At 70.5% G+C, this 22,120-nt stretch carries 18 protein-coding genes; 8 read left to right on the top strand and 10 right to left on the bottom strand.

What is annotated here, in order from left to right; genetic code table 11:
* Positions 1-30: 30 nt before the first annotated feature.
* A complete protein-coding gene (gene sfnG, locus ABT254_RS30210) occupies positions 31-1,152 on the bottom strand; it encodes a dimethylsulfone monooxygenase SfnG (protein WP_351476747.1) in 1,122 nt (373 codons plus the stop codon).
* A gap of 110 nt (positions 1,153-1,262) precedes the next feature.
* A complete protein-coding gene (locus ABT254_RS30205; RefSeq protein WP_350786652.1) occupies positions 1,263-1,340 on the bottom strand; it encodes a putative leader peptide in 78 nt (25 codons plus the stop codon).
* Positions 1,341-1,484: 144 nt separating this feature from the next.
* On the opposite strand from ABT254_RS30205, the gene ABT254_RS30200 reads away from it, so the two are divergent.
* Complete coding sequence (locus tag ABT254_RS30200) at positions 1,485-2,402, top strand: LysR family transcriptional regulator (RefSeq protein WP_351476745.1); 918 nt, start codon at positions 1,485-1,487, stop codon at positions 2,400-2,402.
* A 12-nt stretch (positions 2,403-2,414) separates the two neighbouring features.
* On the opposite strand, the gene ABT254_RS30195 is transcribed toward ABT254_RS30200, so the two are convergent.
* Positions 2,415-2,579, bottom strand: a complete 165-nt coding sequence (locus ABT254_RS30195) for a DUF8839 family protein (protein ID WP_351476742.1) — start codon at positions 2,577-2,579, stop codon at positions 2,415-2,417.
* A gap of 237 nt (positions 2,580-2,816) precedes the next feature.
* On the opposite strand from ABT254_RS30195, the gene ABT254_RS30190 reads away from it, so the two are divergent.
* The gene (locus ABT254_RS30190) at positions 2,817-3,260 is read left to right on the top strand and encodes an SPW repeat protein (protein WP_351476739.1); all 444 of its coding nucleotides are present in this window, start codon (positions 2,817-2,819) and stop codon (positions 3,258-3,260) included.
* Between the two features lie 73 nt (positions 3,261-3,333).
* On the opposite strand, the gene ABT254_RS30185 is transcribed toward ABT254_RS30190, so the two are convergent.
* Complete coding sequence (locus tag ABT254_RS30185; RefSeq protein ID WP_351476736.1) at positions 3,334-4,104, bottom strand: ArsR/SmtB family transcription factor; 771 nt, start codon at positions 4,102-4,104, stop codon at positions 3,334-3,336.
* Between the two features lie 165 nt (positions 4,105-4,269).
* Positions 4,270-5,727, bottom strand: coding sequence for an APC family permease (locus tag ABT254_RS30180; RefSeq protein WP_351476733.1), 1,458 nt, complete (start codon positions 5,725-5,727; stop codon positions 4,270-4,272).
* A gap of 155 nt (positions 5,728-5,882) precedes the next feature.
* On the opposite strand from ABT254_RS30180, the gene ABT254_RS30175 reads away from it, so the two are divergent.
* Together ABT254_RS30175 and ABT254_RS30170 are read left to right on the top strand one after the other, a co-directional pair.
* Positions 5,883-7,067 (top strand): ROK family protein, encoded by a 1,185-nt coding sequence (locus ABT254_RS30175; RefSeq protein ID WP_351476732.1) that lies wholly within the window; start codon positions 5,883-5,885, stop codon positions 7,065-7,067.
* 104 nt (positions 7,068-7,171) lie between these two features.
* Complete coding sequence (locus tag ABT254_RS30170) at positions 7,172-9,874, top strand: glycoside hydrolase family 2 protein (RefSeq protein WP_351476729.1); 2,703 nt, start codon at positions 7,172-7,174, stop codon at positions 9,872-9,874.
* Between the two features lie 39 nt (positions 9,875-9,913).
* Here the strand turns inward: ABT254_RS30170 and ABT254_RS30165 are convergent, their stop codons facing one another.
* On the bottom strand, positions 9,914-11,359 hold the full coding sequence (locus tag ABT254_RS30165) for a hydrolase (RefSeq protein WP_351476726.1): 1,446 nt from the start codon (positions 11,357-11,359) through the stop codon (positions 9,914-9,916).
* A 280-nt stretch (positions 11,360-11,639) separates the two neighbouring features.
* Here ABT254_RS30165 and ABT254_RS30160 point away from each other — a divergent pair, with 280 nt between their 5' ends.
* On the top strand, positions 11,640-11,903 hold the full coding sequence (locus tag ABT254_RS30160) for a GlsB/YeaQ/YmgE family stress response membrane protein (RefSeq protein ID WP_351476723.1): 264 nt from the start codon (positions 11,640-11,642) through the stop codon (positions 11,901-11,903).
* 364 nt (positions 11,904-12,267) lie between these two features.
* Here the strand turns inward: ABT254_RS30160 and ABT254_RS30155 are convergent, their stop codons facing one another.
* The 3 genes from ABT254_RS30155 to ABT254_RS30145 are packed head-to-tail and all read right to left on the bottom strand — an operon-like array spanning position 12,268 to position 14,437.
* The gene (locus tag ABT254_RS30155; protein ID WP_351476720.1) at positions 12,268-13,188 is read right to left on the bottom strand and encodes an NAD-dependent epimerase/dehydratase family protein; all 921 of its coding nucleotides are present in this window, start codon (positions 13,186-13,188) and stop codon (positions 12,268-12,270) included.
* A gap of 57 nt (positions 13,189-13,245) precedes the next feature.
* Positions 13,246-14,022, bottom strand: a complete 777-nt coding sequence (locus ABT254_RS30150) for a GNAT family N-acetyltransferase (RefSeq protein WP_351476717.1) — start codon at positions 14,020-14,022, stop codon at positions 13,246-13,248.
* A gap of 40 nt (positions 14,023-14,062) precedes the next feature.
* Positions 14,063-14,437: a MerR family transcriptional regulator gene (locus tag ABT254_RS30145; RefSeq protein ID WP_351476714.1), complete on the bottom strand. Its 375-nt coding sequence runs from the start codon at positions 14,435-14,437 to the stop codon at positions 14,063-14,065.
* Positions 14,438-14,496: 59 nt separating this feature from the next.
* Here ABT254_RS30145 and ABT254_RS30140 point away from each other — a divergent pair, with 59 nt between their 5' ends.
* From ABT254_RS30140 to ABT254_RS30130, 3 genes are all read left to right on the top strand, one after another.
* A complete protein-coding gene (locus ABT254_RS30140; RefSeq protein WP_351476711.1) occupies positions 14,497-15,708 on the top strand; it encodes an MFS transporter in 1,212 nt (403 codons plus the stop codon).
* A 372-nt stretch (positions 15,709-16,080) separates the two neighbouring features.
* Positions 16,081-20,376 (top strand): aminotransferase class I/II-fold pyridoxal phosphate-dependent enzyme, encoded by a 4,296-nt coding sequence (locus ABT254_RS30135; RefSeq protein ID WP_351476708.1) that lies wholly within the window; start codon positions 16,081-16,083, stop codon positions 20,374-20,376.
* 7 nt (positions 20,377-20,383) lie between these two features.
* Positions 20,384-21,112 (top strand): class I SAM-dependent methyltransferase, encoded by a 729-nt coding sequence (locus ABT254_RS30130; protein WP_351476706.1) that lies wholly within the window; start codon positions 20,384-20,386, stop codon positions 21,110-21,112.
* Positions 21,113-21,198: 86 nt separating this feature from the next.
* On the opposite strand, the gene ABT254_RS30125 is transcribed toward ABT254_RS30130, so the two are convergent.
* Positions 21,199-22,053: a GNAT family N-acetyltransferase gene (locus tag ABT254_RS30125; RefSeq protein ID WP_351476703.1), complete on the bottom strand. Its 855-nt coding sequence runs from the start codon at positions 22,051-22,053 to the stop codon at positions 21,199-21,201.
* Positions 22,054-22,120: the final 67 nt, after the last annotated feature.

Genomic DNA, 22,120 nt, shown 5'->3' with positions numbered 1-22,120 from the left:
CTGATGACCTCTTCTCGCGGTGGGGGCCGGTCAGGCGTGCACGTGGACGGACTCGGGCTCCGCGTCCGGCAGTTGGGCCTCCAGTTCACGCACGAGCGGCAGCACACGCTTCCCGAAGTACTCGACCTCCTCGTGGTAGTGCAGGAAGCCGAGCAGCAGGAGGTCCACGCCGAGCTGCTTGTAGGCGACAATGCGCTCCGCGATCTGCTCGGGAGTGCCGATGAGCCCCGTACGGAAGCCGTCGTTGTACTGCACCAGGTCCTCGAAGGAGGAGTCCTGCCACATGCCCTTCTTGTCGGCGGTGGACTGTCCCGCCTGCTTCACCGCGGCGCCGAAGCCCTCGACGGCCTCGGTGTCCGCCTTGGCGACGATCTCGCGGAGCGTGTCACGGGCCTCGGCCTCCGTGTCACGGGCGATGAGAAAGCCGTTGAGGCCGAACTTCGGTGCCTTGCGGCCGACTTCGGCAGCCGCCTTGCGTACGTCGTTGATCTGCTCGGTGACCCCGTCGAAGTCCTTGCCGTTGGAGAAGTACCAGTCGGAGACCCGGCCTGCCATCGCGCGGGCCGCGGTGGAGTTGCCGCCCTGGAAGATCTCCGGGTGCGGCCGCTCGGCGGTGTTGAGGGGCTTGGGCTTGAGGGAGAAGTCGCGCAGCCGGTAGAAGTCACCGGAGAGGTCGGTGTGGTCCTCGGTCCAGATCTGACGCAGGGCGCGGATGAACTCCTCGGAGCGGCGGTAGCGCTCGTCGTGCTCCAGCCACGGCTCGCCGAGGGCGGTGAACTCGCCCTTGAACCAGCCCGATACGACGTTGACGGCGAAGCGGCCGTTCGAGAGATGGTCGGCGGTGGCGCCCAGCTTGGCGAGGACGCCGGGGTGCCACAGGCCGGGATGGACGGCGGCGATGACCTTCAGGCGCTGGGTGGCGAGGAGCAGGGCGAGGCTGAAGCTGGTCGACTCGTGCTGGTACTCGGCGCCGTAGCTGGCCATGTAGCGGACCTGGCTGAGCGCGTAGTCGAAGCCGTTGTTCTCGGCGAGGACGGCGAGTTCGCGGTTGTACTCGTATCCCCAGTCGGTGCGCTGCTCGATCTTGCTGGTGACGAGTCCCCCGCTGACGTTGGGGACCCAGTAGGCGAATTTGACGGGCGCGGCAGGCATGCGTGACTCCTGTTGCGGAATGTTTCCGGGCACGCCGAATTCAAGCCGTGCAAGGGCGCGGCGAATTCAGGCGGAGAAGACGGAAAAGGGCGGCGGATTCAGGGGGTTGATCAGGCCGCGGCGCAACAGGAGGCGCTGGAGACGCGCGCGAGGTCGACATGGCGTCGCCGCGTGAGGTCCAGTCGCATCTTCATGTCGTCGATCGTGGCAGTCGGCGCCGCGGACCGTCAAGGCAAACCCGACCGGTCTCGCATCCCGGACCATTGAATTTCACGAACGTGTGACAGGGAAACCCTTGAACGCGGGGTGGAACGGGCCGCATTCTGCTGGGCGTGCGGACGGAACAACTGGAATACATCGCGGCCGTGACCCGGCTCGGTTCACTGCGCCGGGCCGCGGAGGAACTGCGCCTTTCCCAGCCGGCGCTGAGCGAGACGGTGCGCAATCTGGAACGCGAACTGGGAGTCGACCTGCTGGAGCGCAAGCGGTCCGGGGCGACGATGAGCGCGGAGGGCCGGGAGCTGCTGCCGCACATCATCGATGTGCTGGACGCGGTGGACCGGCTGCGCGGCGCGGCGGGAGAACAGCACAGGACCAGCCGTATGGTCCGCGTCGGCACGGTGAACGCCGCCACGGTCCCCCTGCTCATCCCGGCCGTACAGGCCTTCCGCGCGGCCCATCCGATGACGCAGGTGGAGGTGGTGGGCGCGCAGCAGTCCGAGATCCACCGGGCTCTGCTGGAGGGCGGTTTCGACCTCGGCTTGGTGAACCACCTGGACGGCGACGATCTGCCCGCCGACTTCGAGAGCACCGAACTGCTGCGCGGGCGCCCGGTGTTGTGTCTGCGCCCGGACAGTCCGCTCGCCACCTTGTCCGCCGTCACGGTGGACGATGTCCTGAACGGTCCGGAGCGGGTGATCGCGATGCGGTCCGGCTATGTCATGCACCGTTACGCCCACCGGCTGCTCCGGGGCCGCTCCCCCGACTTCTCCTTCTCCACCGACGGCGCCGAAATGGGCAAGCTGATGGTGGCCGAGGGACTGGGGGCCACACTCCTGCCGGACTTCAGTGTGATCGGCGACCCGCTGGAGCGGCAGGGCTCGATCACCTACCGTCCGATCTCGGACGACTCCACCGAGGTTCTGCTGATGCTGCAGCGCCGCCGCGCCGTTTCCGCGCCCCGGGCGGCCCAGGACCTCTACGAGGTGTTCGTGCGCAGGGCGCGCGAGTTGGGCGGCTCCCTGACGTGAGCGCGTGCCGGGTCAGTCCTCGTCGGTCGGCACCACGACGAGGAACGCGTCCGACTTGAGGTCCATGATCACCGTCGCGGGCCTGCCCTCGGCGCGGCAGCGCGCCGCGTACTCCTCCGCCGGCCACGATCCGCGCGGAGCTCCCGCAGGAAACCGCTCCAACACCTTCGCGCCCATAGCGGCAGCCACCTCCAGTTGCGAGATGCGGTTACAACGTCTCTATGGTCCGCATGCCCGCGATCTGCGCAGACATGTACGGGAGCCGGGAGCATGCCCCGCGGGCGCCCGTCCGCCTCGAGCAACCCGCCGACCACTACACATAAAGATGAAATAAGAGCAGAATGGCCCTTACGCGGCGCTTACCCGCATACCGCACCAGACGCGGTCAGGCCTGCGAGTCAAAGGAGACGAGTCATGGCCAACGTCTCGCCCACCAGCAGGGGGGACATCACCACCCACCCTGATGTTTCCGAAATGCGGGAACGCTATGCCCGCATGCTTGGCGGTCGCGATGTGACGCTCTTGGACGGACCGGTGTTCCTGCTCGGTCTGTACTGCGCCGTATCCCCGTGGATACTCCACTACACGACGAGCCAGCCCCCGCTGGTCACGCACAATCTCGTCGTCGGCATCGCGATCGGCCTGCTGGCCCTCGGGTTCACCCGGGCCCCCGAGCGCATGTACGGCCTCAGCTGGGCGTTCTGCGCGATGGGCATCTGGATGATCATCGCACCCTGGGTCGTCGGTACCAGCCCGGACACCGGTGTCGCCCTCAACAACATCATCATCGGTGCCCTCGCCGTGGTCCTGGGGCTGATGTGCGCCGGCACGGCGGCGAGGAGCGCCCCCAGGCCGTAGGAAGGACCGGAAAGGACGGCATGACGGCCGGTCCGCGCTCGGTGCGGACCGGCCCTCCCGCGTCCCGCCTCGCTCAGTGGCCGGGCACGGACCACGGCTGCTGCGGCAGCGGACTGCCGGTCTCCAGCAGCGACTTGAGGTTCGACAGCACCGCCGGCCAGCCGCGGGAGACGTCGGACAGCGCGCCCTCGTCCCAGAGGTCCTCGTGGGTGACGGTGAGTCGGACGATGTCCTCGTGCGGCGTGATCTCGAAGGTCACCCGGGAGTACGTGTCCTCCTGCCCCTCGTTCTGGGGGTCGACCCAGGTGGTGACCAGGCGGGTCGGGCGTTCGCTCTCCACGACGGTGCCGACGGCGTCGGCGATGCCGGAGCCGTCCGTGCGAACGTGCTCCCAGCGTGAGCCCCGCCGCCAGTCCGATTCGTTGCGGTGGCCCCAGTAGGCGGCGGTCAGGTCCGCGTCGGTGAGCGCCTCCCAGACCTTCTCGGGTGTGCTGCGGATGTAGGTGACGTAGACGTAACTGGGCTTGTCGGTCATGGTGGCTTCCTCGGCTCGTCGTTTGACGTCGCTCAGCGCGCTCAGGCGCGGGCGCTCGAACTTGTCGATCCACCGCTCCTGGATCTCGTGGAGCGGGACCGGGTTGAGGTAGTGCAGCTTCTCCCTCCCCCGCCGCACCGTGCCGACCAGGTTGGCGTCCTCCAGGACGCCCAAGTGCTGGGTCACCGACTGACGGGTCATCGCGATGCGCTCGCACAGTTCGCCGAGCGTCTGCCCGTTCTGCTCGTGCAGCCGGTCCAGCAGCCGCCTGCGGGTCTCGTCGGCCAGCGCCTTGAAGACCTTGTCCATCCCGGAGTCCTCACCTGATCGCACACTCAACATTATGCAGGCAATTACCTGCATGTCAAGGACGACGGAGCCGATGACGCGCCCCACGGAACTTCTGGCGCGACCCCGCGCCCCTCAAGGGGCGCGGGGAACTGCGCGACCAACCCCGACTGGCCCGCGGATTCGTTACGCGCCCGCGGGCTCCGCGTCCACCACCGCCGAGGCCGCGAGGTACTCCTCCGCGATCTCCTTCGGACCGAAGGGCCACACCTTCTCGAAGCGCGCCCAGAGCACATACGCGACGCAGCCCAGAGCCAGCCAGGCCAGCGACCACTCGATGGGATGGCGGCCCGGCGAGTTCTTGTCCGCGTACCCGTAGATCACACACCAGCCGGCGAACGCGACGATGCTCGGCACCGGGTAGAGCCACATGCGGTACGGCCGGGGCAGGGCCGGCTGGCGCCTGCGCAGCACCGTCAGTGCGACGATCTGGGCCAGCGCCTGGACGATCACCATCACCGTCGTCAGCAGCTGGATCAGGGTCGCCAGGTCCGTGTGCCGGCCGATCAGGAAGCCCACGGCCGTGATCACGCCCATGGTCGCCAGGCCCAGCATCGGGAAGCGGTGTTTGGGGTGGAGCTTCGCGTAGGGGCGGAAGAAGACGCGCTCGCGGGCCGCGTCGTACGGCACCCGCGAGCCGCCCAGCAGCCCGGTGAAGACCGAGGCGAACGCCGTGATCAGGATGAGGACGGTGACCGTGTCCGCCGCGCCCTTGCCCCAGGTCTTCTCCAGGACCGCCGAGGCCACCGATGTGGACGCGATGTCGTCCGGGTTGGTCATGCGGTGCCAGTCGATCACCCCGAGCGTGCCGATCTGCAGCAGGAGGTAGATCGCCATGATGCCGAGGATGGAGAAGATGATCGAGCGCGGCAGGGTGCGGCCGGGGTCCTTGATCTCGGCGCCCATGTAGGCCGTGGTGTTGTAGCCGAGGTAGTCGTAGATGCCGATGGTCAGGCCGCCGGCGAAGCCGAGCCAGAAGTGGTTGCTGCCCAGGTCGAAGGCGTGCGCCGGGTAGGTGAAGGCGAGGTGCGCGCTGAAGTCCGTGGCGGCGGCCAGGATGACCAGCACCACCGAGATGATCATGACGGCCCACATCACGGCGGTGATCCGGGCGATGTGCTCGATGCCGCGCCACAGCAGAATCACGACCAGGGCGATGATGCCGAGGCCGATCAGGTCGCCGGAGGTCTGTCCGAGGTGGGGCGCGAGATACCCGAGGTACTGGACGAAGCCCACCACGCCGGTCGACATGATCAGCGGGATGAACAGCATCGCCGTCCAGACGAACAGGAACGGCATCAGCCGGCCCGTGCGGTACTGGAAGGCCTGGCGGAGATAGACGTAGCTCCCGCCGGAGCCGGGCATCGCCGCGCCCAGCTCGGCCCACACCAGCCCGTCGGCGAGCGCGAGCAGCGCACCGGCGATGAAGCCGATCACGGCTTGCGGGCCGCCGAACGCGGCGACCATGAGCGGGATCGTGACGAACGGCCCGATGCCGCACATCTGACTCATGTTGATGGCGGTGGCCTGGAACAGGCCGACACGACGGACGAAACCACCGGCGGGTGGCGGACTACCGGACATGAGGACTCCTGAAGCACCGGGCGCTGGGCTGCATTGGCCGACCTTGGCCGGCCTGGCTCGCCCGGCGAGGCCGTTGGCCGATAAAGTTAAGGAGCCTTACTTGATGCGTCAAGAGGCTCCATCGGACGGCCCCGCGCATACGTGAGAATGGTGCGATGCCCGCCAGTGACGCCGTAGACCAGCAGGACCAGCCCTGGAACCGCCGGCGGCTGCGCAGCACCAACGAGCGGTTGCTGCTCGACCGGCTGCGCGGCGGCGGCGCCGCCTCACGCGCCCAACTGGCCCGGGAAACCGGACTGTCCAAGCCAACCGTCTCCAGCGCGCTGGCCGCACTGGAGGCGGCCGGGCTGGTGCACGAGGTCGGCACCCTCGCACCGGAGCGCGGCCGCACCGCCGTGCTGTACGCCCCGGACCCGGCGGCGGGTTACGCCCTCGGCATCGACGTCGGCCGCAGCTGGCTGCGGGTCGCCGTCGCCGACCTGGACGGCACCGTCGTCGCGCGCTCCGACGTGCGCAACCGGGCGCGCAGCTCGGGCGCCATGGCGGACCTGGTGGTGGCGACCGCCCGTCAGGTGGTCGGCGGCTCGGGCGTGGCCGCCCAGGAGGTGGTGCACGCCGTGGTGGGCACGCCGGGCGTGTACGACGAGCGACAGCGCCGGGTGCGCTATGCGATGCACCTGCCGGGCTGGGGACGCGCCGGGCTCTTCGACCGCATGCGCGAGGAGCTGGGCGTTCCGCTGGAGGTGCACAACGACGCCAATCTGGCGGCGCTCGGCGAGTACACCTACGGCGTCGGCGCGGGCAGCCGGCTGTTCGCGTACATCCTGATCGGCACCGGTCTCGGGATGGGCGTGGTCAGCGAGGGACGGCTGTTCACGGGGGCGCACGGGCTGGCCGGGGAGATCGGGTTCCTGCCCTGGCCGGGGCAGCAGAAGCCGGAGCGGCTGGAGGACGCGGTCTCGGGGGTGGCCGTGGTCGAGGCGGCACGCCGCTTCGGCATGAGCGGACAGCTCACCGCGAAGGCGGTGTTCGACGCAGCCCGGCAGGGAAACGACGCCGCGGTCAAGGCGGTTCAGCTGGAGGGCGAGCGGATCGCGCACACCGTGGCGGCGGCCGCGGCCGTGCTCGACCCGGATCTCGTGGTCCTGGGCGGCGGGGTGGGCCACAGCGTGGACCTGCTGCTGTACCCGGTGCGCGAGCACCTGCGGTCGCTCACCCCGCTGCGGCCCAAGGTCGCGCCCAGCCGGCTCGGCGAGGACGCGGTGCTGCTGGGCGCGGTGGCCACGGCGCTCGGGACGGCTCGGGACGTGGTGTTCGAGCGCCGGTCGGCCGGGTCCTGACCCACTCGGCCCCGGGCCGCGGTCATTGACAGGGTCCGCTCGGCGCCCCTAGCGTGACCCGAGTTAGTAAAGTTTCCTAACTTTACGAAGGGGCTGGACACTCCGTGAACAGACACCGTCTCGCCACGGCCGCCGTAGTCCTCGGTCTGTTGGGTTCCCTGACGACCAGCGCCTGGGCCGGACCCCACGCCCGACAAGCCGCCCCGCCGGACCGGGTCACCCGCGTGTCCGCCGCGCCGGGCAGCGCGACCGCGTTGACGGGCTACACGATCCAGTCGACGGCCAAGGTCTCCGACCCGCCGGCCGACATCTCCTCCCCCGGCTACCCGGCCACCGGCTGGTACCCGGCGGGCCCCCGCTCCACCGTCCTCGCAGCCCTGCTCGCGAACGGCGTGTACGCGGACCCGTTCTACTCGACCAACCAGCAGAAGATCCCCAAGGCCGACTTCCAGGTCCCCTGGTGGTACCGCTCGGACTTCACGGTCGCCGACACCTCCGGGCGCACCTCCCTCGACCTCAGCGGAGTGATCTCGGCGGCCGACGTCTACGTCAACGGCCACCAGGTCGCCACGGCGCAGGACGTCACCGGCGCCTACACCCACCACGAACTGGACGTCACGTCACTCGTCCGCTCCGGCACGAACACCGTCGCCTTCCGCATCCGGCCCAACGACCCGGACAAGAACCTGACCATGGGCTGGATCGACTGGCTCCAGCCGCCGCCCGACGAGAACATGGGCATCGTCCGCGATGTCCTCGTCCGCCGCGGTGGCCCGGTCGCCCTGCGCGACGCGCACGTGGTCACCAGACTGGACGTGCCCTCGCTCGCCTCGGCCGACCTGACCGTGAAGGCGCAGGCCCGCAACGACTCCGGCGAACCGGTGACCACCACGGTCTTAGGCAGCATCGGCACGACGGCCTTCGAGAAGACCCTCACGCTGGCCGCGCACGAGACGAGGACCGTCAGCTTCACCCCCTCTGACGTCCCCGGCCTGCACCTGACCTCGCCGAAGGTGTGGTGGCCGGCCGGCATGGGCGGACAGCCCCTCTACGACCTGAAGCTCACCGCGTCCGTCTCCGGCACCGTCTCCGACACCGCGCAGCAGACCTTCGGCATCCGCGATGTGCAGGCACCGCTGAACTCCGACGGCGCCCGCCAGTACCGCGTCAACGGCCGCAGACTGCTGATCAAGGGCGGCGGCTGGTCGCCGGACGAGTTCCTGCGCTGGGACCGTACGTATGTCGAGGACCGGCTGAAGTACGCCCTCGATCTCGGCCTGAACACCATCCGTCTCGAAGGCCACCTGGAACCGGACGAGTTCTTCGACCTCGCCGACCGCTACGGCATCCTCACGCTGCCCGGCTGGGAGTGCTGCGACAAGTGGGAGGGCCAGGTCAACGGCAGCGAGTCCGGCGAGAAGTGGACCGCCGCGGACTACCCGGTCGCCAAGGCGTCGATGGCCGCCGAAGCCGCCCGGCTGCGCGACCACCCGAGCGTGATCTCCTTCCTCGTCGGCAGCGACTTCGCCCCCGACGCGACGATCGAGAAGAACTACCTCGACGCCCTGAAGGCCGACGACTGGCCGGTCCCGGTGGTCGCCGCCGCCTCCGACAAGTCCTCGCCCCAGCTGGGCAGTTCAGGCCTGAAGATGACGGGCCCCTATGACTGGATCCCGCCGAACTACTGGTACGCCAAACGCGAGGGCGGCGCCACCGGCTTCAACTCCGAGACCAGCGCGGGCCCCGACATCCCCACCCTCGACACCCTGCGCCGCATGATGACCCCGGCCGAACTCGACACCCTCTGGAAGAACCCGAACGCCAAGCAGTACCACCGCTCCCCGTCGTCGACCTTCGGCACCCTCAAGCTCTACGACGACGCCCTCACCGGCCGCTACGGCGCCCCGAAAAGCCTGACCGACTACGTCCGCAAGGCGCAGCTCGCCCAGTACGAGAACGTCCGCGCCCAGTTCGAGGCGTACGGGCGCAATGCCACCGACTCGTCGAAACCGTCGACCGGAGTCGTGTACTGGATGTTCAACAGCGGCTGGACCTCGCTGCACTGGCAGCTGATGGACCGTTACCTCGACCAGGGCGGCGCCTACTTCGGCGCCAAGAAGGCGAACGAGCCGCTGCACGTGCAGTACTCCTACGACGATCGCTCGGTGGTGGTCGTCGACAACCGGCACTCGGCCGCCTCGGGGCTCACCGTCCGGGCCACGCTGTTCGACCCCGACGGGACGCAGAAGTACGACAGGACCGTCACCGGAGTGAAGGTGGGCGGGGACGGCGCGCACAGCACCGCACTCACCCTGCCGGCGTCCGTGCCCGGGTTGGCGACCACCTATCTGGTGCGTCTGACGCTGAGCGACTCCTCCGGCAGGGAGATCAGCCGCAACGTGTACTGGCTGTCCTCCAGGCCCGACACCCTCGACTGGGCCCGCACCGACTGGTACTACACGCCGACGACGAGCTACGCCGATCTCACGGGTCTCGGTGCCATGCCCCAGATACCGGTGGCGGCGACGGCCTCGACGGATACGTCGGGCGCGACCGCGACGACGACCGTGACCCTGCGCAACACCGGCAGCGGGAAGACGCCGGCCCTGTTCACCGACGTCCATCTCGTCGACGCGCAGGGAAAGCCGGTGCTGCCCGTCGAGTGGTCGGACAACGAGGTGGGCCTGTGGCCGGGAGAGACGGTCACGTTGACCGCCACCTACCGCACGGCGGATCTGCACGGATCGGCGCCGCGGGTGCGGGTGTCCGGATGGAACACCCCGGAGCGGACGGTCCCGGCCGCATGACCGTGCGGGGCCCGGCGCGGACGCCGGGCCCCAGGGGCTTCAGTTGACGTTGAGCGCCGTGTCGTCGATGACGAAGGAGGTCTGCAGCGTGGAGCCCTCGGTGCCGGTGAACTTGAGGGTGACGGTCTGGCCCGCGTAGCTCGCCAGGCTGAAGCTGCGCTGGGTGTAGCCACTGGCGGCGTTGAGGTTCGAATACGTCGCCAGGGTTCCCAGCACGGTCCCGGAGCTGTTGAGCACCTGGACCTTGAGCGTGTCGTACGCCGTGCTGGTGCTGGTCTCCGCCGTGTCGACGTGCAGATAGAAACTGAGCGCGGCGGTGGTGCAGCCGGACGGGATGGTCACCGACTGGGAGAGCGTGTCGGTGGTGGCGGTGCCGTAGCCGTCCAGCCAGGCGTAGTAGGAGCCCGTACGGGCCGACTCGCTGCTGGAGTTGGTGATGACGCCGCTGGAGGCGCTCCAGGTGGTGTTGCCCGATTCGAAGCCGTTGTTGCCGAGGAGCTGGGCGGCGGTGCAGGTGCCGGAGCCACCGCCGCCGCCCCCGCTGCTGCCGGCCCCGGCGAGCCAGGCGGTGGCGTTGAGGGCGAGGGGGGCGTTGGTGGCGCTGGAGTCGTTCCAGCCGTCGTAGAGGGTGTTGCCCGACTGGCCGGTGCCGTCGTCGATCGGCGAGCTGTCGCCCCAGAAGGCGACCCGCCCGCTGCCGAAGGTGCTGGTGAGGAAGAAGGCGCCGGTGTTGCCGGAATAACCGGTGCGGTACAGCAGGCCCTTGACGGAGGAGTTGTCCGAGGGCTTGAGGGTGGCGGTGGTGCCGTTGGCGATGAGGCTCTTGGTGACGGTGCCGAAGGAGCCGTGCAGCACGGGGTCGCTGCTGTCGCTGATGGCGGCCGGGTGGTCGGAGCTGATGTTCAGCGAGTCGATGGAGAAGCCGAACGGGTCGGTCGAGTCGACGCTGTTGTTGGTCATCAGGTCGTTGAGGATCTCGACCGCGTCCTCACCGTCGTTGTTGCGGTCCGCCCCGGTGTGATCGGAGATCATGAACAGTCCGCCGCCGTTCTTGACGAAGGTCATGATCGCCGTCTTCTCGGCGGTGGTGAAGAGGGTGTTGGGCTCCGGCAGGACGAGGGTGTCGAAGTTCGACAGGTCGGTGGCGGACGAGCCGCCGTAGGTGAGGGCACTGGTGGCGGACTTGAGGCTGTAGCTGCCGGTCTTCTGCAGGGCCACGCCCCACGAGGACAGTGCGCCCGTCCAGTCGGTCTCCGAGGACGGGGACGAGTCCTCACCCAGCGGGTCGGGCTTGCTGGTGGAGATGATCCAGTCGGCGTTGCCGGCCTCTTCGGCGTGCCCGTCGTCGAACAGGACGCGGTGCGTGGTGGCCGCGTGGGCGGGCGTGGCGATGACGGTGGCCTGGGCCGCCGCGGCGGCGGTGAGCAGGCCGAACGCGGCCAGGGCAGTGGTGAGTCTTCGGCGCGATCTGGTGAGTGCGAGCATCCGGCGTACCTCCGTGTGGGGTTGGGGAAGGAGCGGGCGGTGCGGGGCCGGACCTACGCGCGTAGACACAGCGCATCTGCGCGCGTAGAAATTCGGCCGTACGCCTGGCGTGCGGCCAATCGCTTGAACGGTACATGGCAGGAGTGGAGCTGAACAGGCGTCACCGGGGCCGACGGACGGAGATTGACCCGGCGTTGACCCGTGGTTGAAGCGGAACGGACTGTCCCCCGCGACAGCGGGCATCCGGATAGTGCGGGGGCCTTGACAAAGAGGGGCGGAGATGGAGATCTCAGGCATCATCAGTGCCATCGTGATCGGCATCGTCATCGGTGTGCTCGGCCGGCTGGTCGTCCCGGGGCGGCAGCGCATCGGCATCCTGCTGACGATCCTCGTGGGCATCGTGGCCGCACTGATCGGATCGGCGATCGCCAATGCCTTCGACGTGGCCGACACCAAGGGCATCGACTGGATCGAGTGGCTCATCCAGATCGGCCTCGCCGCGCTCGGCGTCGCCGCGCTGGACCGCTCGAGGGCGCACCGCTGACCCGACAACCGCGGTGACACACCGGCCGTTTCGAGCCCGGGCGAGGGCGTCGCGCGCCTCGCCCGGGTGCGAGCCGTGCTGCCCGCCGGCTTACGGGGAGCAGCCGGATCGTGCGTTCCGCACTCTCCCCGGCCAAGCAGCGTCGCGGGAGGCGTAAGGGCCCGGAGTCAGGCCCGCCGATGCGGCTCCCCTCGGCGATCGGCGGGCCTGCCGCCTCGACCGTGCACCCTCAGCGGGAGAGTCGGGCACATCGGGAGGCTGTCCCCCGGGGCGGCTGTTTCCTCTCCAGAGGTTTCCAGCCGCAGTTGCCCGTGAGGCGGGGCCGTTCGGCCCTGGCCAAGGGGCCGAACGGCCCCAGTTCGGATCACCGTCGGGCCGCCAGCGCGGCAAGCCCTTCGCGGCTGGACGGGTAGCGGGGCGTCCAGCCCAGTTCCTGCTCCGCCTTCGCCGCGGACACGCGCATGCTGGTCAGGAACATCGTATGGGCGTACGACATCGGCCTGGTGAACCACAGCGGCACGGTCATCGGCCTGGGCAGGCCGAACTGCTCCGCCACGGACAGGACATGGGCCCGGAACCCGAGCGGGGTGCGGTCCGTGATGTTGTAGGCCTGGCCGGGGCGGCCGTGTTCGACGGCGGCGGCCACCGCGCGTGCCGCGTCGGTGAGTTCGATCCACGGCAGGACCCGGCCGTGGTCGGCGGGGGCGGGCAGCTGCCGCTTGCGCAGCATGGGCAGGATGGCGTCGGTGCCGCCGGGGCCGTAGAAAAGGCCGAAGCGCAGCGAGATGCCCGCCAGTCCGGCGGCCTCGAAGGTGAGTTGTTCCTTGATGCGCATGCCCTCGACGTGCCGTTCCAGTTCCGGCGTGGTGCCGCGCGGGCCGAAGGGGTCGTCCTCGGTGATCACGTGCTCGCCGAAGTCCCCGTAGCCGTAGCCGAAGACCATCGACTCGCTCACGAAGCGGGAGGCACCGGTGGCCTGCGCGGCCTCCACGAGGTGGGCGGTGCCGGCGATGCGCAGCGCGTCGGTGGCATGCATGTCGCGATGGCGCATGGGCGCCTTGCGCAGGGCGGTCGCGGCGTGGATGACGGTGTCGAAGTGCTGTCCGTCGACGGCGCGCAGCAGCGCGTCGCGATCCATGAGGTCGGCCCGGACGCCGTTCGCCGGTCCCCGGCCAAGGCCGGTGACCTTGTGGCCGGCCTCGGTCAGGGCGCGGGTGATGTGACCGCCGAGGACGCCGCTGGCGCCGGCGAGGAGGATGCTCTGGTTCTTCTGGTTCGTCGTCATGTCCGTGCGACGGATCGGGCGGCCGCGGATGTGACATCGCGGTGGATGCGCCCCCGGCTACGGCAGGTAGATGTAGGGCGTCGTCGTGGTCAGCGGCTCGAAGCCCAGGCGTTCGAGGATGGGACGGCTCTGGCTGGAGGCGTCCACCTGGAGGTAGCGGTAGCCGCGCTGCGCGGCGGCGCGGGCCCGGTGGGCGACCAGGGCACGGTAGATGCCGCGGCCGCGCCAGGCCTCTACGGTCCCGCCGCCCCACAGGCCGGCGAACCGGGTACCGGGCACGAACTCCATCCGAGCCGCACTCACCGGCTCCTCGCCGGCGAGGGCGACGGTGGCAAGGACCGTGTCCGGCTCCCCGGTGAGCTGTGCCAGCAGTTGATGGCGCAGGCGGGAGCCGTCGGTGCCGAAGGCCTTCTCGTGGACGTCCGCCACCATGTCGACGCCGGCCGCGTCGGTGACCGGCAGCAGACGGATGCCCTCGGGCGGCCCGGCGTCGAGGTCCAGGTCGGCCACCTCGGCGATCATCAGCGTCTCCTCGGGCTCGGGCTCGAATCCTGCGGCCCTGAGCCGCTGCCCCAGATCCCCCGGCCGGTCGTGCCCGTACAGCTTCCACTCGAACTCGTGGCCAAGGCCGGAGAAGTACGCGATCTGCTCGGCGATCGCCGCGTCGGCGTCCGTCTCGTCCAGGCCGGACCAGACGACGCCGTTCCAGCCACGGGCCGAGGAGACGTGGCGGACCACACCGCCGACCCGCTCGACCCGCGCGGCGGGGCCGTCGGGCTGGGCGCCTTCGCGCATGTCACGGTCGAAGAGGGCGAGCACCCCGGCATGATCCATGTGCTCACTCCAGCATCCGGGGGCGGCCGCGGCAACGGTTTTACGGGCTCCCCTGCGGCCGTACCACTGCCAGGTACGTGCTCAGCCGGTCCCGGTTGCGGGCCAGGCAGTCGATGCGCGCCTGGATGCGGTCGAGGTGGGTTTGGAGCAGTGCGGCAGTCTCGGGGGTCAGGCACTCGGCGGGCAGCAGGATCTCGTCCGGGCCGGACAGATAGGGCAGGATCGCCCGGATCATCTCCGTGGTCAGGCCGGAATCCAGCAGCCCGCGGATCTGCTGGACGTCCTGGACCGCGGACTCGCCGTAGTCGCGGTAGCCGTTCTCGGTGCGGTCGGGGCTGAGGAGGCGCTGCTCCTCGTAGTAGCGCAGCAGCCTGGTGGGGACGCCGGTGCGGCGGGAGAGTTCGCCGATCTTCATGGCCGCCTCCGGGGGTCGCCCTTGCCTTCACACTGATGTGAAGGTCCGAGCATGGTCGCATGTCCACCACATCAATGGCCAAGGGCACCGCCATGCCTGTTTCGCTGCCGTGGCCGGGGCTGCTCGCCCTGTCCACGGCCGCCTTCACCGCCGTCCTGACCGAACTGCTCCCGGCCGGTCTGCCGCCCCGGATGGCACCGGCGCTGGGTGTCTCCGAGGCGCGCGTCGGATTCCTGGTCACCGGGTACGCCGTCGCCTCGTTCACGGCGGCGATCCCGCTCACCGCGCTGCTGCGGGGGCTGCCCCGGCGACCGGTGCTGGTCGGCGCGCTGCTGGGGTTCGCGCTGAGCAACGCGGTGGTCGCGCTGTCGTCGTCGTACGCCCTCACCTTTGCCGCACGGGTGTTCGCCGGATGCATGGGTGGACTGCTGTGGGCGATGCTCGTCGGGTACGCGGCCCGGATGGTGCCGGTCGATCGGCGGGGACGGGCGATCGCCATCGTGCTGGGCGGGATCACACTGGCCCTGGCGCTGGGAGTGCCGGCCGGGACCGCGCTGGCGGGGACGCTGGGCTGGCGGACGGCCTTCGGGGTACTGGCCGGGCTGGCGGTGCTGCTGGTGGGCTGGGTGCGGTGGCGGGTGCCCGGGTTTCCGGGCGAGGCGCCGGATGCGCGCCTGCCGCTCGCCCGGGTGGCGCTGCTGCCGGGTCTGCCAGCCGTCCTGTCCGTCACGCTGTTGCTGCTCCTCGGGCATCAGGTGATGTACACATACGTCGCCCCGTTCGCGGCGCACGCCGGTTTCGGCCGTACGGATGTGGTGCTGCTGGTGTTCGGGGCGGCCACGCCGGCCGGGATCTGGATCACCGGGGTGGTCGTCGACCGGCATCTGCGGGCCACGCTGCTCGGCGCGCTCGCGCTGTGCGCGGCCGCCATGCCCGCCCTCGCCCTGTACGCCCGCGCACCCACCCTGCTGCTCGCCTCGGTCGCCCTGTGGGGCGTGGCGTTCGGCGGTGCGCCGACTCTGATCCAGACCGCGCTGGTCGACGCCTCGGGTCCCGCCCACGCGGACGTGGCCACCTCCTTGCAGACCACCGTGTACAACGCGGGTATCGCCGCCGGTTCGCTGACCGGCGGTGTGGCCCTGGAGAAGCTGGGCCCGGGGGCGCTGCCCTGGATGGCGCTGCCGCTGATCACTGCGGCCCTCATCACCGTGGCCCTCGCCCGCCGGCACGCCTTCCCGGCCGGCCGGGGCCGTCCACCGGCTGCTCCGTGAAGATCACGGAGCGAGGGCCGTACGACAAGGCGCACGCCCCCGGGGCGGATCGTGTCCGTGGCGTCGTCGCGCCAACCGCACTCCGGGCCGCCCCAGTTGAAGGCCCGCGCCGCCGGCACACACCCTCGGCATTCCACCGGGTCGCGCCGGACGTGATGCCGGACCGCCCGTGTCCCGGCCCTGCGGGCGAGGTGCGGGCGCTCGGCCGCCGGCACGCCGAAGCGCCCGGCGGCGGTGGCCCGTTCCTCCCGAGATGCACTCGTCCGGCCGCAGTGCCTACGATCTAGGAAGCCAGGACGACCAGACCAGGTGGACGGCCCGGTCTCCTCCAACGGGGGGAGGCGCTTGCCCTTGCTGCCGGCAAAGCGGCTGATGGCCGCACATATAGCGCTGGTGGCCGCCACCACGGCCGTCTACTTGACGGTGCCCGCCGCGCGCGCGCCCGCGTGGGCCGTCATCGGCCTGTCCGGCACCGCCGCCGTGCTCATCGGCAGCACGGTCAACCGGCCCGCCCACCGCTGGCCCTGGTGGGTGCTCGCCGCCGGACTGCTCACCTTCATCGCGGGCGACACCTACTACAACGTGGTGGAGGAGTACTTCCACGCCTCCAACCCGTTCCCCTCCCCCTCGGACGCCTCCTACCTCAGCACGTATCCCCTCTTCGCCCTCGGGCTGTCCGGTCTGGTCCGATACCGGTGGGCGGGGCACGACCTGCCGAGTCTGCTCGACGCGCTGATCATCACCGCGGGTCTGGCGCTGCCCGTGTGGGTGTACCTGGTGCAGCCGCTCACCACGGTGCAGGGGCTGACCTGGGAGCAGCGGGCCATCAGCATCGCCTACCCCCTCGGCGACGTCCTGGTCCTGGCCCTGCTGGCACGGCTGCTGACACCGAATCCGGTCGACCGGCACAACCGGTCGGTGCAGTACCTGGTCGTCGGGACGGTGACGCTGCTCGGCTTCGACATTGCCTACGGGATGCTGCAGCTCAACGACACCTGGCAGGCGGGCACGGTGCTGGACTCGGGCTGGATCGTCTTCTACACCGCGTGGGGCCAGGCCGCACTGCACCCGGACATGGTGCAGCTGACCGCCGCCCGGCCCCAGCAGGGGTCCCTGCTGCCGCCGCAGCGGCGGCTGGTGATGCTGACCCTGGTCACGCTCATCGCACCGGGAATCCTGCTGTACGAGGGGCTGACCCGCTCGGCACACGACGCGGCTGTGATCGCCGCGTTCTCCGGTGTGCTGATGCTGCTGGTGATCCTGCGGCTGGCGGGGATGGTGGTGGCCCACCGCAAGGCGGTGACACGGGAACTGGCGCTGCGCAGGGCAGCCGCCTCGCTGGTCTCGGCGGTCCGGCCGCAGGAGGTCGCGCGGTCCTGCGAGTCAGCCGTCGACCGGCTCCTGGGCACCATGGTCGGCCACCGGACCCTGCTGCTGCCCGCCGAAGGCGCGCCCGATCTGGCCCCGCACCACGCGCAGATCGTGCACGCCCGCGACCTGGCCACGGACACCGGCGCCGAACTGGACGAGGCGGCAACCGTCCTGGTCTGCCTCATGATCCCGCCCGACCGCCCGTACGGAGACGTCCCGGGCGTCCTGCTGGTCGCCGGGCCGGCCGAGACGCTCGCCGAGACGCGGGGCTCGATGGAGATCCTGGCCTCGCACGCGGGGCTGGCCATGGAGCGCATCGCCCTGCGCCAGGAGATCGTCCGCAGGGAGAGCGAGGCGTACTTCCGCACGCTGGTGCGCAACACCTCGGACGTCATCCTCATCGTCGAGGACGACAACACCATCCGGTACGCCAGCCCGTCGGCGGCGACCGTCTTCGGCACCAACGACGTGGTCGGCGCATCGCTGCCCGACCTGGTCGACCCGCGGGACCGGCACCGTGCGGCACGGGAGCTGACGGCCGTGCGGGAAACCGGGCCGCGGGCCACCCACGACCACTGGTGGGTGCGCCACCGGGCGGGCCGCGTCGAGGTGGAGGTGCGGTGCAGCGACTTCCGCGACGAGCGGACCGTGGCGGGGCTCGTCGTCACCCTGCGCGATGTGACCGAGCAGCGCCGACTGGCCCACGAGCTGACCCAGCGGGCCTTCCACGACTCGCTGACCGGCCTGCCCAACCGCACCCTGCTGCTCGAACGGATCGAACGCGCCCTGCTGCGCCGCCGCCGCGAGTCGTCCATGACCTGTCTGCTCTTCATCGACCTGGACGACTTCAAGCAGGTCAACGACACGCTCGGGCACTCGGCGGGCGACCACCTGCTGATCGCCGTCGGCGACCGCCTCTCCAAGACGCTGCGGCGCACCGACACTGCGGCCCGGCTGGGCGGCGACGAGTTCGCCGTCCTGATGGAGGACGCCCGTGAACCGCTGGACGCGGAGCTGCTGGCGGCCCAGGTGATCCAGACGCTGACCAGGCCGTTCGCCCTCGCGGAGGAGTCGGTGACGGTGTCCGCCAGCGTGGGGGTGGCCACGGCCCGCGACAGCACGGACGCCGAGGAGCTGCTCAGCCACGCCGACCTCGCACTGTATGCGGCGAAGTCGGCCGGCAAGCGGCAGTGGCGGCGCTTCCAGCCGCTGCTGCACACCCGCATGGTCGAGCGGCACGACCTGCAGAGCCGGCTCGCCCAGGCGGTGGCCGGCCACGAGTTCGCCCTGCGCTACCAGCCGGTCGTGGACATCTCCGCGGGCGAGGTCGTCGGCTTCGAGGCACTGGTGCGCTGGCCGAAGGCACCGCACCGGCCCGTCACACCCGAGCAGTTCATCTCGCTCGCCGAGGAGACCGGCCACATCGGGGTGCTGGGGGCGTGGGTCCTGGAGAACGCGGTCAGCGACATCGTGGGGCTGCAGCAGTTGCCCGGTCCGGTCAGCCCGCCGTACATCAGCGTGAACGTGTCCGCCCGCCAGTTCCGCGACGGGGGCTTCCTGGACCAGGTCGACCAGGCGCTGCGCACGCCGGGCCTGGCCCCCGGTTCGCTCCAGCTGGAACTCACCGAGACGGTGCTGCTGCGCCGCGACACCCAGATCCAGTCCGTGCTGCGCTCCCTTAAGGAACTGGGCGTGCACATCGCGGTCGACGACTTCGGGACGGGCTTCTCCTCGCTGCGCTATCTGCGGGACTTCCCCATCGACGCGCTGAAGATCGACAAGACGTTCATCGACGACATCACGCGCGACGCGCAGCAGGTCGCGCTCGTCGAGGGCATCGTGCGGATCGCCGACACCCTGGGCCTGCAGGTGATCGCCGAGGGGATCGAGGACGCGGCCCAGCGCGACCTGCTGGCCGGCATGGGCTGCCGGTTCGGGCAGGGCTATCTGTTCGCCAAGCCGATGACGGTGCAGCAGAGCGAACGCGTGCTGCGGGAGAGCGAGGGACGCTGCTACGCGCCCGGCAACGGCGCCACCAAGACGGTCGCCGTACCTGCCGCGCGGCCCGCGTCCCGGGCGCGGCGGGCGGCACTGTGGGCGGACCTCGAGCACCTGCGGCGGACCAGCCCGATGAGCGACGCGGTGCTGGACGAGGTGCGGGGCCGGCACATCCGCAGCCGTGGCCACTGGCTGGTCGACTTCGCGTCCTGCAACTACCTCGGCTTCGACTGGGAACCGGAGATCATCAAGTCCGTGGAGCCCGCCCTGGGACGCTGGGGCACCCACCCCAGCTGGTCGCGGCTGCTGGGCAGCCCGCGCCTGTACCCGGAGATCGAGGCACGGCTTGCGGACCTGCTGGGCGCCCCGGACACGCTGCTGCTGCCCACGCTGACCCTGATCCACGCCTCGGCCATCCCGGTGCTGGCCGAGGGCGGCCATGTGTTCGTGGAGGCGACGGCGCACAGGACGGTGTACGACGGCTGTGTGGTGGCCCGCGGTCAGGGCGCCACCCTGCACCGCTTCCACGCCCAACGCCCCGAGGAACTGGAGACGTTGCTGGCCTCGGTGCCCGCGGGCCTGCCGCGGCTGGTGTGCCTGGACGGCGTCAACAGCATGACCGGCAACGTTCCCGATCTGCCCACGCTGGCCGCGGTCTGCCGCGCCAGGGGTGCGCTGCTCTACGTGGACGACGCACACGGCTTCGGGGTGCTCGGGGAGCGCGGCCCGCAGGAGCTGTGCCCCTACGGCTCGCGCGGCAACGGCGTGGTGCGGCACACCGGCGAGTCCTACGACGGGATCGTCCTGGCTGCCGGTTTCTCCAAGGCGTACTCGTCGCTGCTCGCCTTCCTGGCCCTGCCCACCGAGCTGAAGAACCGGCTGAAGACGGCCGCGGGGCCCTATCTGTACTCGGGTCCCTCCCCGACGGCCTCCCTGGCCACGGCGCTGGCCGGGCTGGAGGTCAACGAGCGCCGCGGAGACGTCCTGCGCGCCGAGCTGTACCGCAGGACCACCCGGGTGCTGGATCACCTCGACGGACTGGACGTCAGGACGCTGAACAAGGACGGCCTGCCGATCATCGAGATCCCGCTGGCCAACGCGGACGACCTCGACGCGGTCGGGGCGTTCCTGTGGGAGGAGGGCATCTATGTGACGCTGGCCGCCTATCCGCTGGTGCCGCGGGACCGGGTGGGCTTCAGGATCCAGATCACGGCACTGAACTCGGACGAGGACATCGAGCGGCTGAACGGCACCCTGACCCGGCTGGCCGCGCGGTTCCCCTTGAGGGCGAAGGTCTGAGACGGCCATGAAGACGCACAACGACGACGTCGACTGGGACCGTTGGCCGGTCGCGGACTACCTCGCGGAGAACTACCGCGACCTGCACCCCTCCGACGCGGCGGTCATCACCCACCACTCGGCGTTCTACCGCCGTTTCGCGCCGGGTTCCGTCGAGCGCTCGGTGGAGTTCGGGGCCGGACCCAACCTGTATCCCCTGATCCTCGCGGCCGCCGCGAGCCGCCGGATCGAGGCCGTCGACGCGGGTGCGGGCAACATCGCCTATCTGGAGCGCCAGATCCAGTGCGGTCCGGACGCCAGCTGGCTGCCGTTCCACGCGATGTGCCGACGCCTCAACCCCGACCTGCCGGCCACGCCGGCCGGGGCGCTCGCGCATGTCAACGTCGTCCACGCGGACGTCAGGGAGCTGGAGCCCGCCGGGTACGAGCTGGCGTCCATGCACTTCGTCGCCGAGGGCGCCACCGAGGACTACGCGGAGTTCACGGACTTCTGCCGCGCCTTCGTCCGCTGCGTGGTCCCCGGCGGGCACCTGGTGGCCGCCTTCATGGAGAACATGCCCACCTACCGCATCGGGCCGGTGTCGCGCTGGCCGGGCTGCCCGGTGGACCCGGACATCGTCACCAGGGTGTTCACCCCCATGACCCGAGACCTGTCCGTCCACCACATCGACGCCGACCCGACCCTGCCGGACTACGGGGACTCGGGGATGGTGCTGCTGACGGCGGTGGCGCGTTAGGGGGTCCGGCGTATCAGGTCGGCAAACGCCCCCGGACGGAGGGCGTGCCAGACCCCACGACTGAGGGCTGGTCCGCCGGACGGGCCCTAGCCGAGTTCCAGTGTCGTGACGCCGAAGACGCGGTCCTGGGCGTAGGGGCGGACCGGGCCGGTGTACATGCGGGCCGTCTCGAAGGAGGGGGTGAAGCCTGCTCGTTCGGCCAGGGCGATGCCCGCCGCGTTCGTCTCGGGCACGTCCACGGCGACCTCGCTGCCGGCCGCCTCGGCGGTCAGGGCGGTGAACAGGGCCTGCGCGTCCTCGGGGGTGTCGGCGAAGAGCGGGCCGATGCGGAGCGAGTCGTGGCCGGGGCGGATCACTCCGTAGCCGGTGACGCGGTCGCCGGTGCGGCGCACTCGGGCACGGTGTCCGGTGCCGGTCAGCCAGTGCGCAAGGAAGCGGGGGCGGTCGGCCGGGTAGCAGGCGCTGTCGTAGGCGGTGAGGTCGGCGAGGTCGCTCTCCTGCACATGGTGCACGCCGGCCGGGGCCTCGGCCGCGGGAGCGGTCCCGGTGAACCGTATGGTGCGGTGGGCGAGTTCGAAACCGGAGCGGCGGTAGTTGTCCTGCTGGGCCACCACCCCGTCGAGACCGATGGTGCGGCTGCCCGCGTGGGCCAGCGCGGTCTTCCAGGTGGTGAGGCCGTGTCCGCGGCCGCGCAGGTCGGGCCGGACGAGGTAGCAGCCGAGGAAGGCGTAGTCGGGGCCGTAGTTGACGACGGAGATCGCCGACACCGGTTCGCCGTCGATCCGGCCGAGGAAGAAGCCGTCGGGGTCCTGGGCGAAGAACGCCGCTTCGTCGGCCGCTCCCGGGTTCCATCCCTCGTCCGCGGCCCATCCGCTGATCACCGGCCAGTCCTCGGGCCCGGCCTGGGTGACGACGAGGTCTTCGAGGGCAGCGGAGGTCATGCGTGCGCTCCATTCCGTGGGGGTACGGCGGACAAGGGGGCGCGGTGATCGACCGCGCCCCGCAGCA

The sequence above is a fragment of the Streptomyces sp. NPDC001137 genome (genome assembly GCF_040298885.1).
In the GTDB taxonomy this organism is placed as follows: domain Bacteria; phylum Actinomycetota; class Actinomycetes; order Streptomycetales; family Streptomycetaceae; genus Streptomyces.
This window is presented reverse-complemented; position numbering and strand designations above follow the sequence as displayed.

What these genes read in the sequence shown, in the direction of transcription:
- sfnG (WP_351476747.1), bottom strand. Translation starts at nt 1,152, where the DNA reads ATGCCTGCCGCGCCCGTCAAATTCGCCTACTGGGTCCCCAACGTCAGC.
- ABT254_RS30205 (WP_350786652.1), bottom strand. Translation starts at nt 1,340, where the DNA reads ATGCGACTGGACCTCACGCGGCGACGCCATGTCGACCTCGCGCGCGTC.
- ABT254_RS30195 (WP_351476742.1), bottom strand. Translation starts at nt 2,579, where the DNA reads ATGGGCGCGAAGGTGTTGGAGCGGTTTCCTGCGGGAGCTCCGCGCGGA.
- ABT254_RS30190 (WP_351476739.1), top strand. Translation starts at nt 2,817, where the DNA reads ATGGCCAACGTCTCGCCCACCAGCAGGGGGGACATCACCACCCACCCT.
- ABT254_RS30185 (WP_351476736.1), bottom strand. Translation starts at nt 4,104, where the DNA reads ATGGACAAGGTCTTCAAGGCGCTGGCCGACGAGACCCGCAGGCGGCTG.
- ABT254_RS30180 (WP_351476733.1), bottom strand. Translation starts at nt 5,727, where the DNA reads ATGTCCGGTAGTCCGCCACCCGCCGGTGGTTTCGTCCGTCGTGTCGGC.
- ABT254_RS30175 (WP_351476732.1), top strand. Translation starts at nt 5,883, where the DNA reads ATGCCCGCCAGTGACGCCGTAGACCAGCAGGACCAGCCCTGGAACCGC.
- ABT254_RS30165 (WP_351476726.1), bottom strand. Translation starts at nt 11,359, where the DNA reads ATGCTCGCACTCACCAGATCGCGCCGAAGACTCACCACTGCCCTGGCC.
- ABT254_RS30160 (WP_351476723.1), top strand. Translation starts at nt 11,640, where the DNA reads ATGGAGATCTCAGGCATCATCAGTGCCATCGTGATCGGCATCGTCATC.
- ABT254_RS30155 (WP_351476720.1), bottom strand. Translation starts at nt 13,188, where the DNA reads ATGACGACGAACCAGAAGAACCAGAGCATCCTCCTCGCCGGCGCCAGC.
- ABT254_RS30150 (WP_351476717.1), bottom strand. Translation starts at nt 14,022, where the DNA reads ATGGATCATGCCGGGGTGCTCGCCCTCTTCGACCGTGACATGCGCGAA.
- ABT254_RS30145 (WP_351476714.1), bottom strand. Translation starts at nt 14,437, where the DNA reads ATGAAGATCGGCGAACTCTCCCGCCGCACCGGCGTCCCCACCAGGCTG.
- ABT254_RS30140 (WP_351476711.1), top strand. Translation starts at nt 14,497, where the DNA reads ATGTCCACCACATCAATGGCCAAGGGCACCGCCATGCCTGTTTCGCTG.
- ABT254_RS30135 (WP_351476708.1), top strand. Translation starts at nt 16,081, where the DNA reads ATGGCCGCACATATAGCGCTGGTGGCCGCCACCACGGCCGTCTACTTG.
- ABT254_RS30130 (WP_351476706.1), top strand. Translation starts at nt 20,384, where the DNA reads ATGAAGACGCACAACGACGACGTCGACTGGGACCGTTGGCCGGTCGCG.
- ABT254_RS30125 (WP_351476703.1), bottom strand. Translation starts at nt 22,053, where the DNA reads ATGACCTCCGCTGCCCTCGAAGACCTCGTCGTCACCCAGGCCGGGCCC.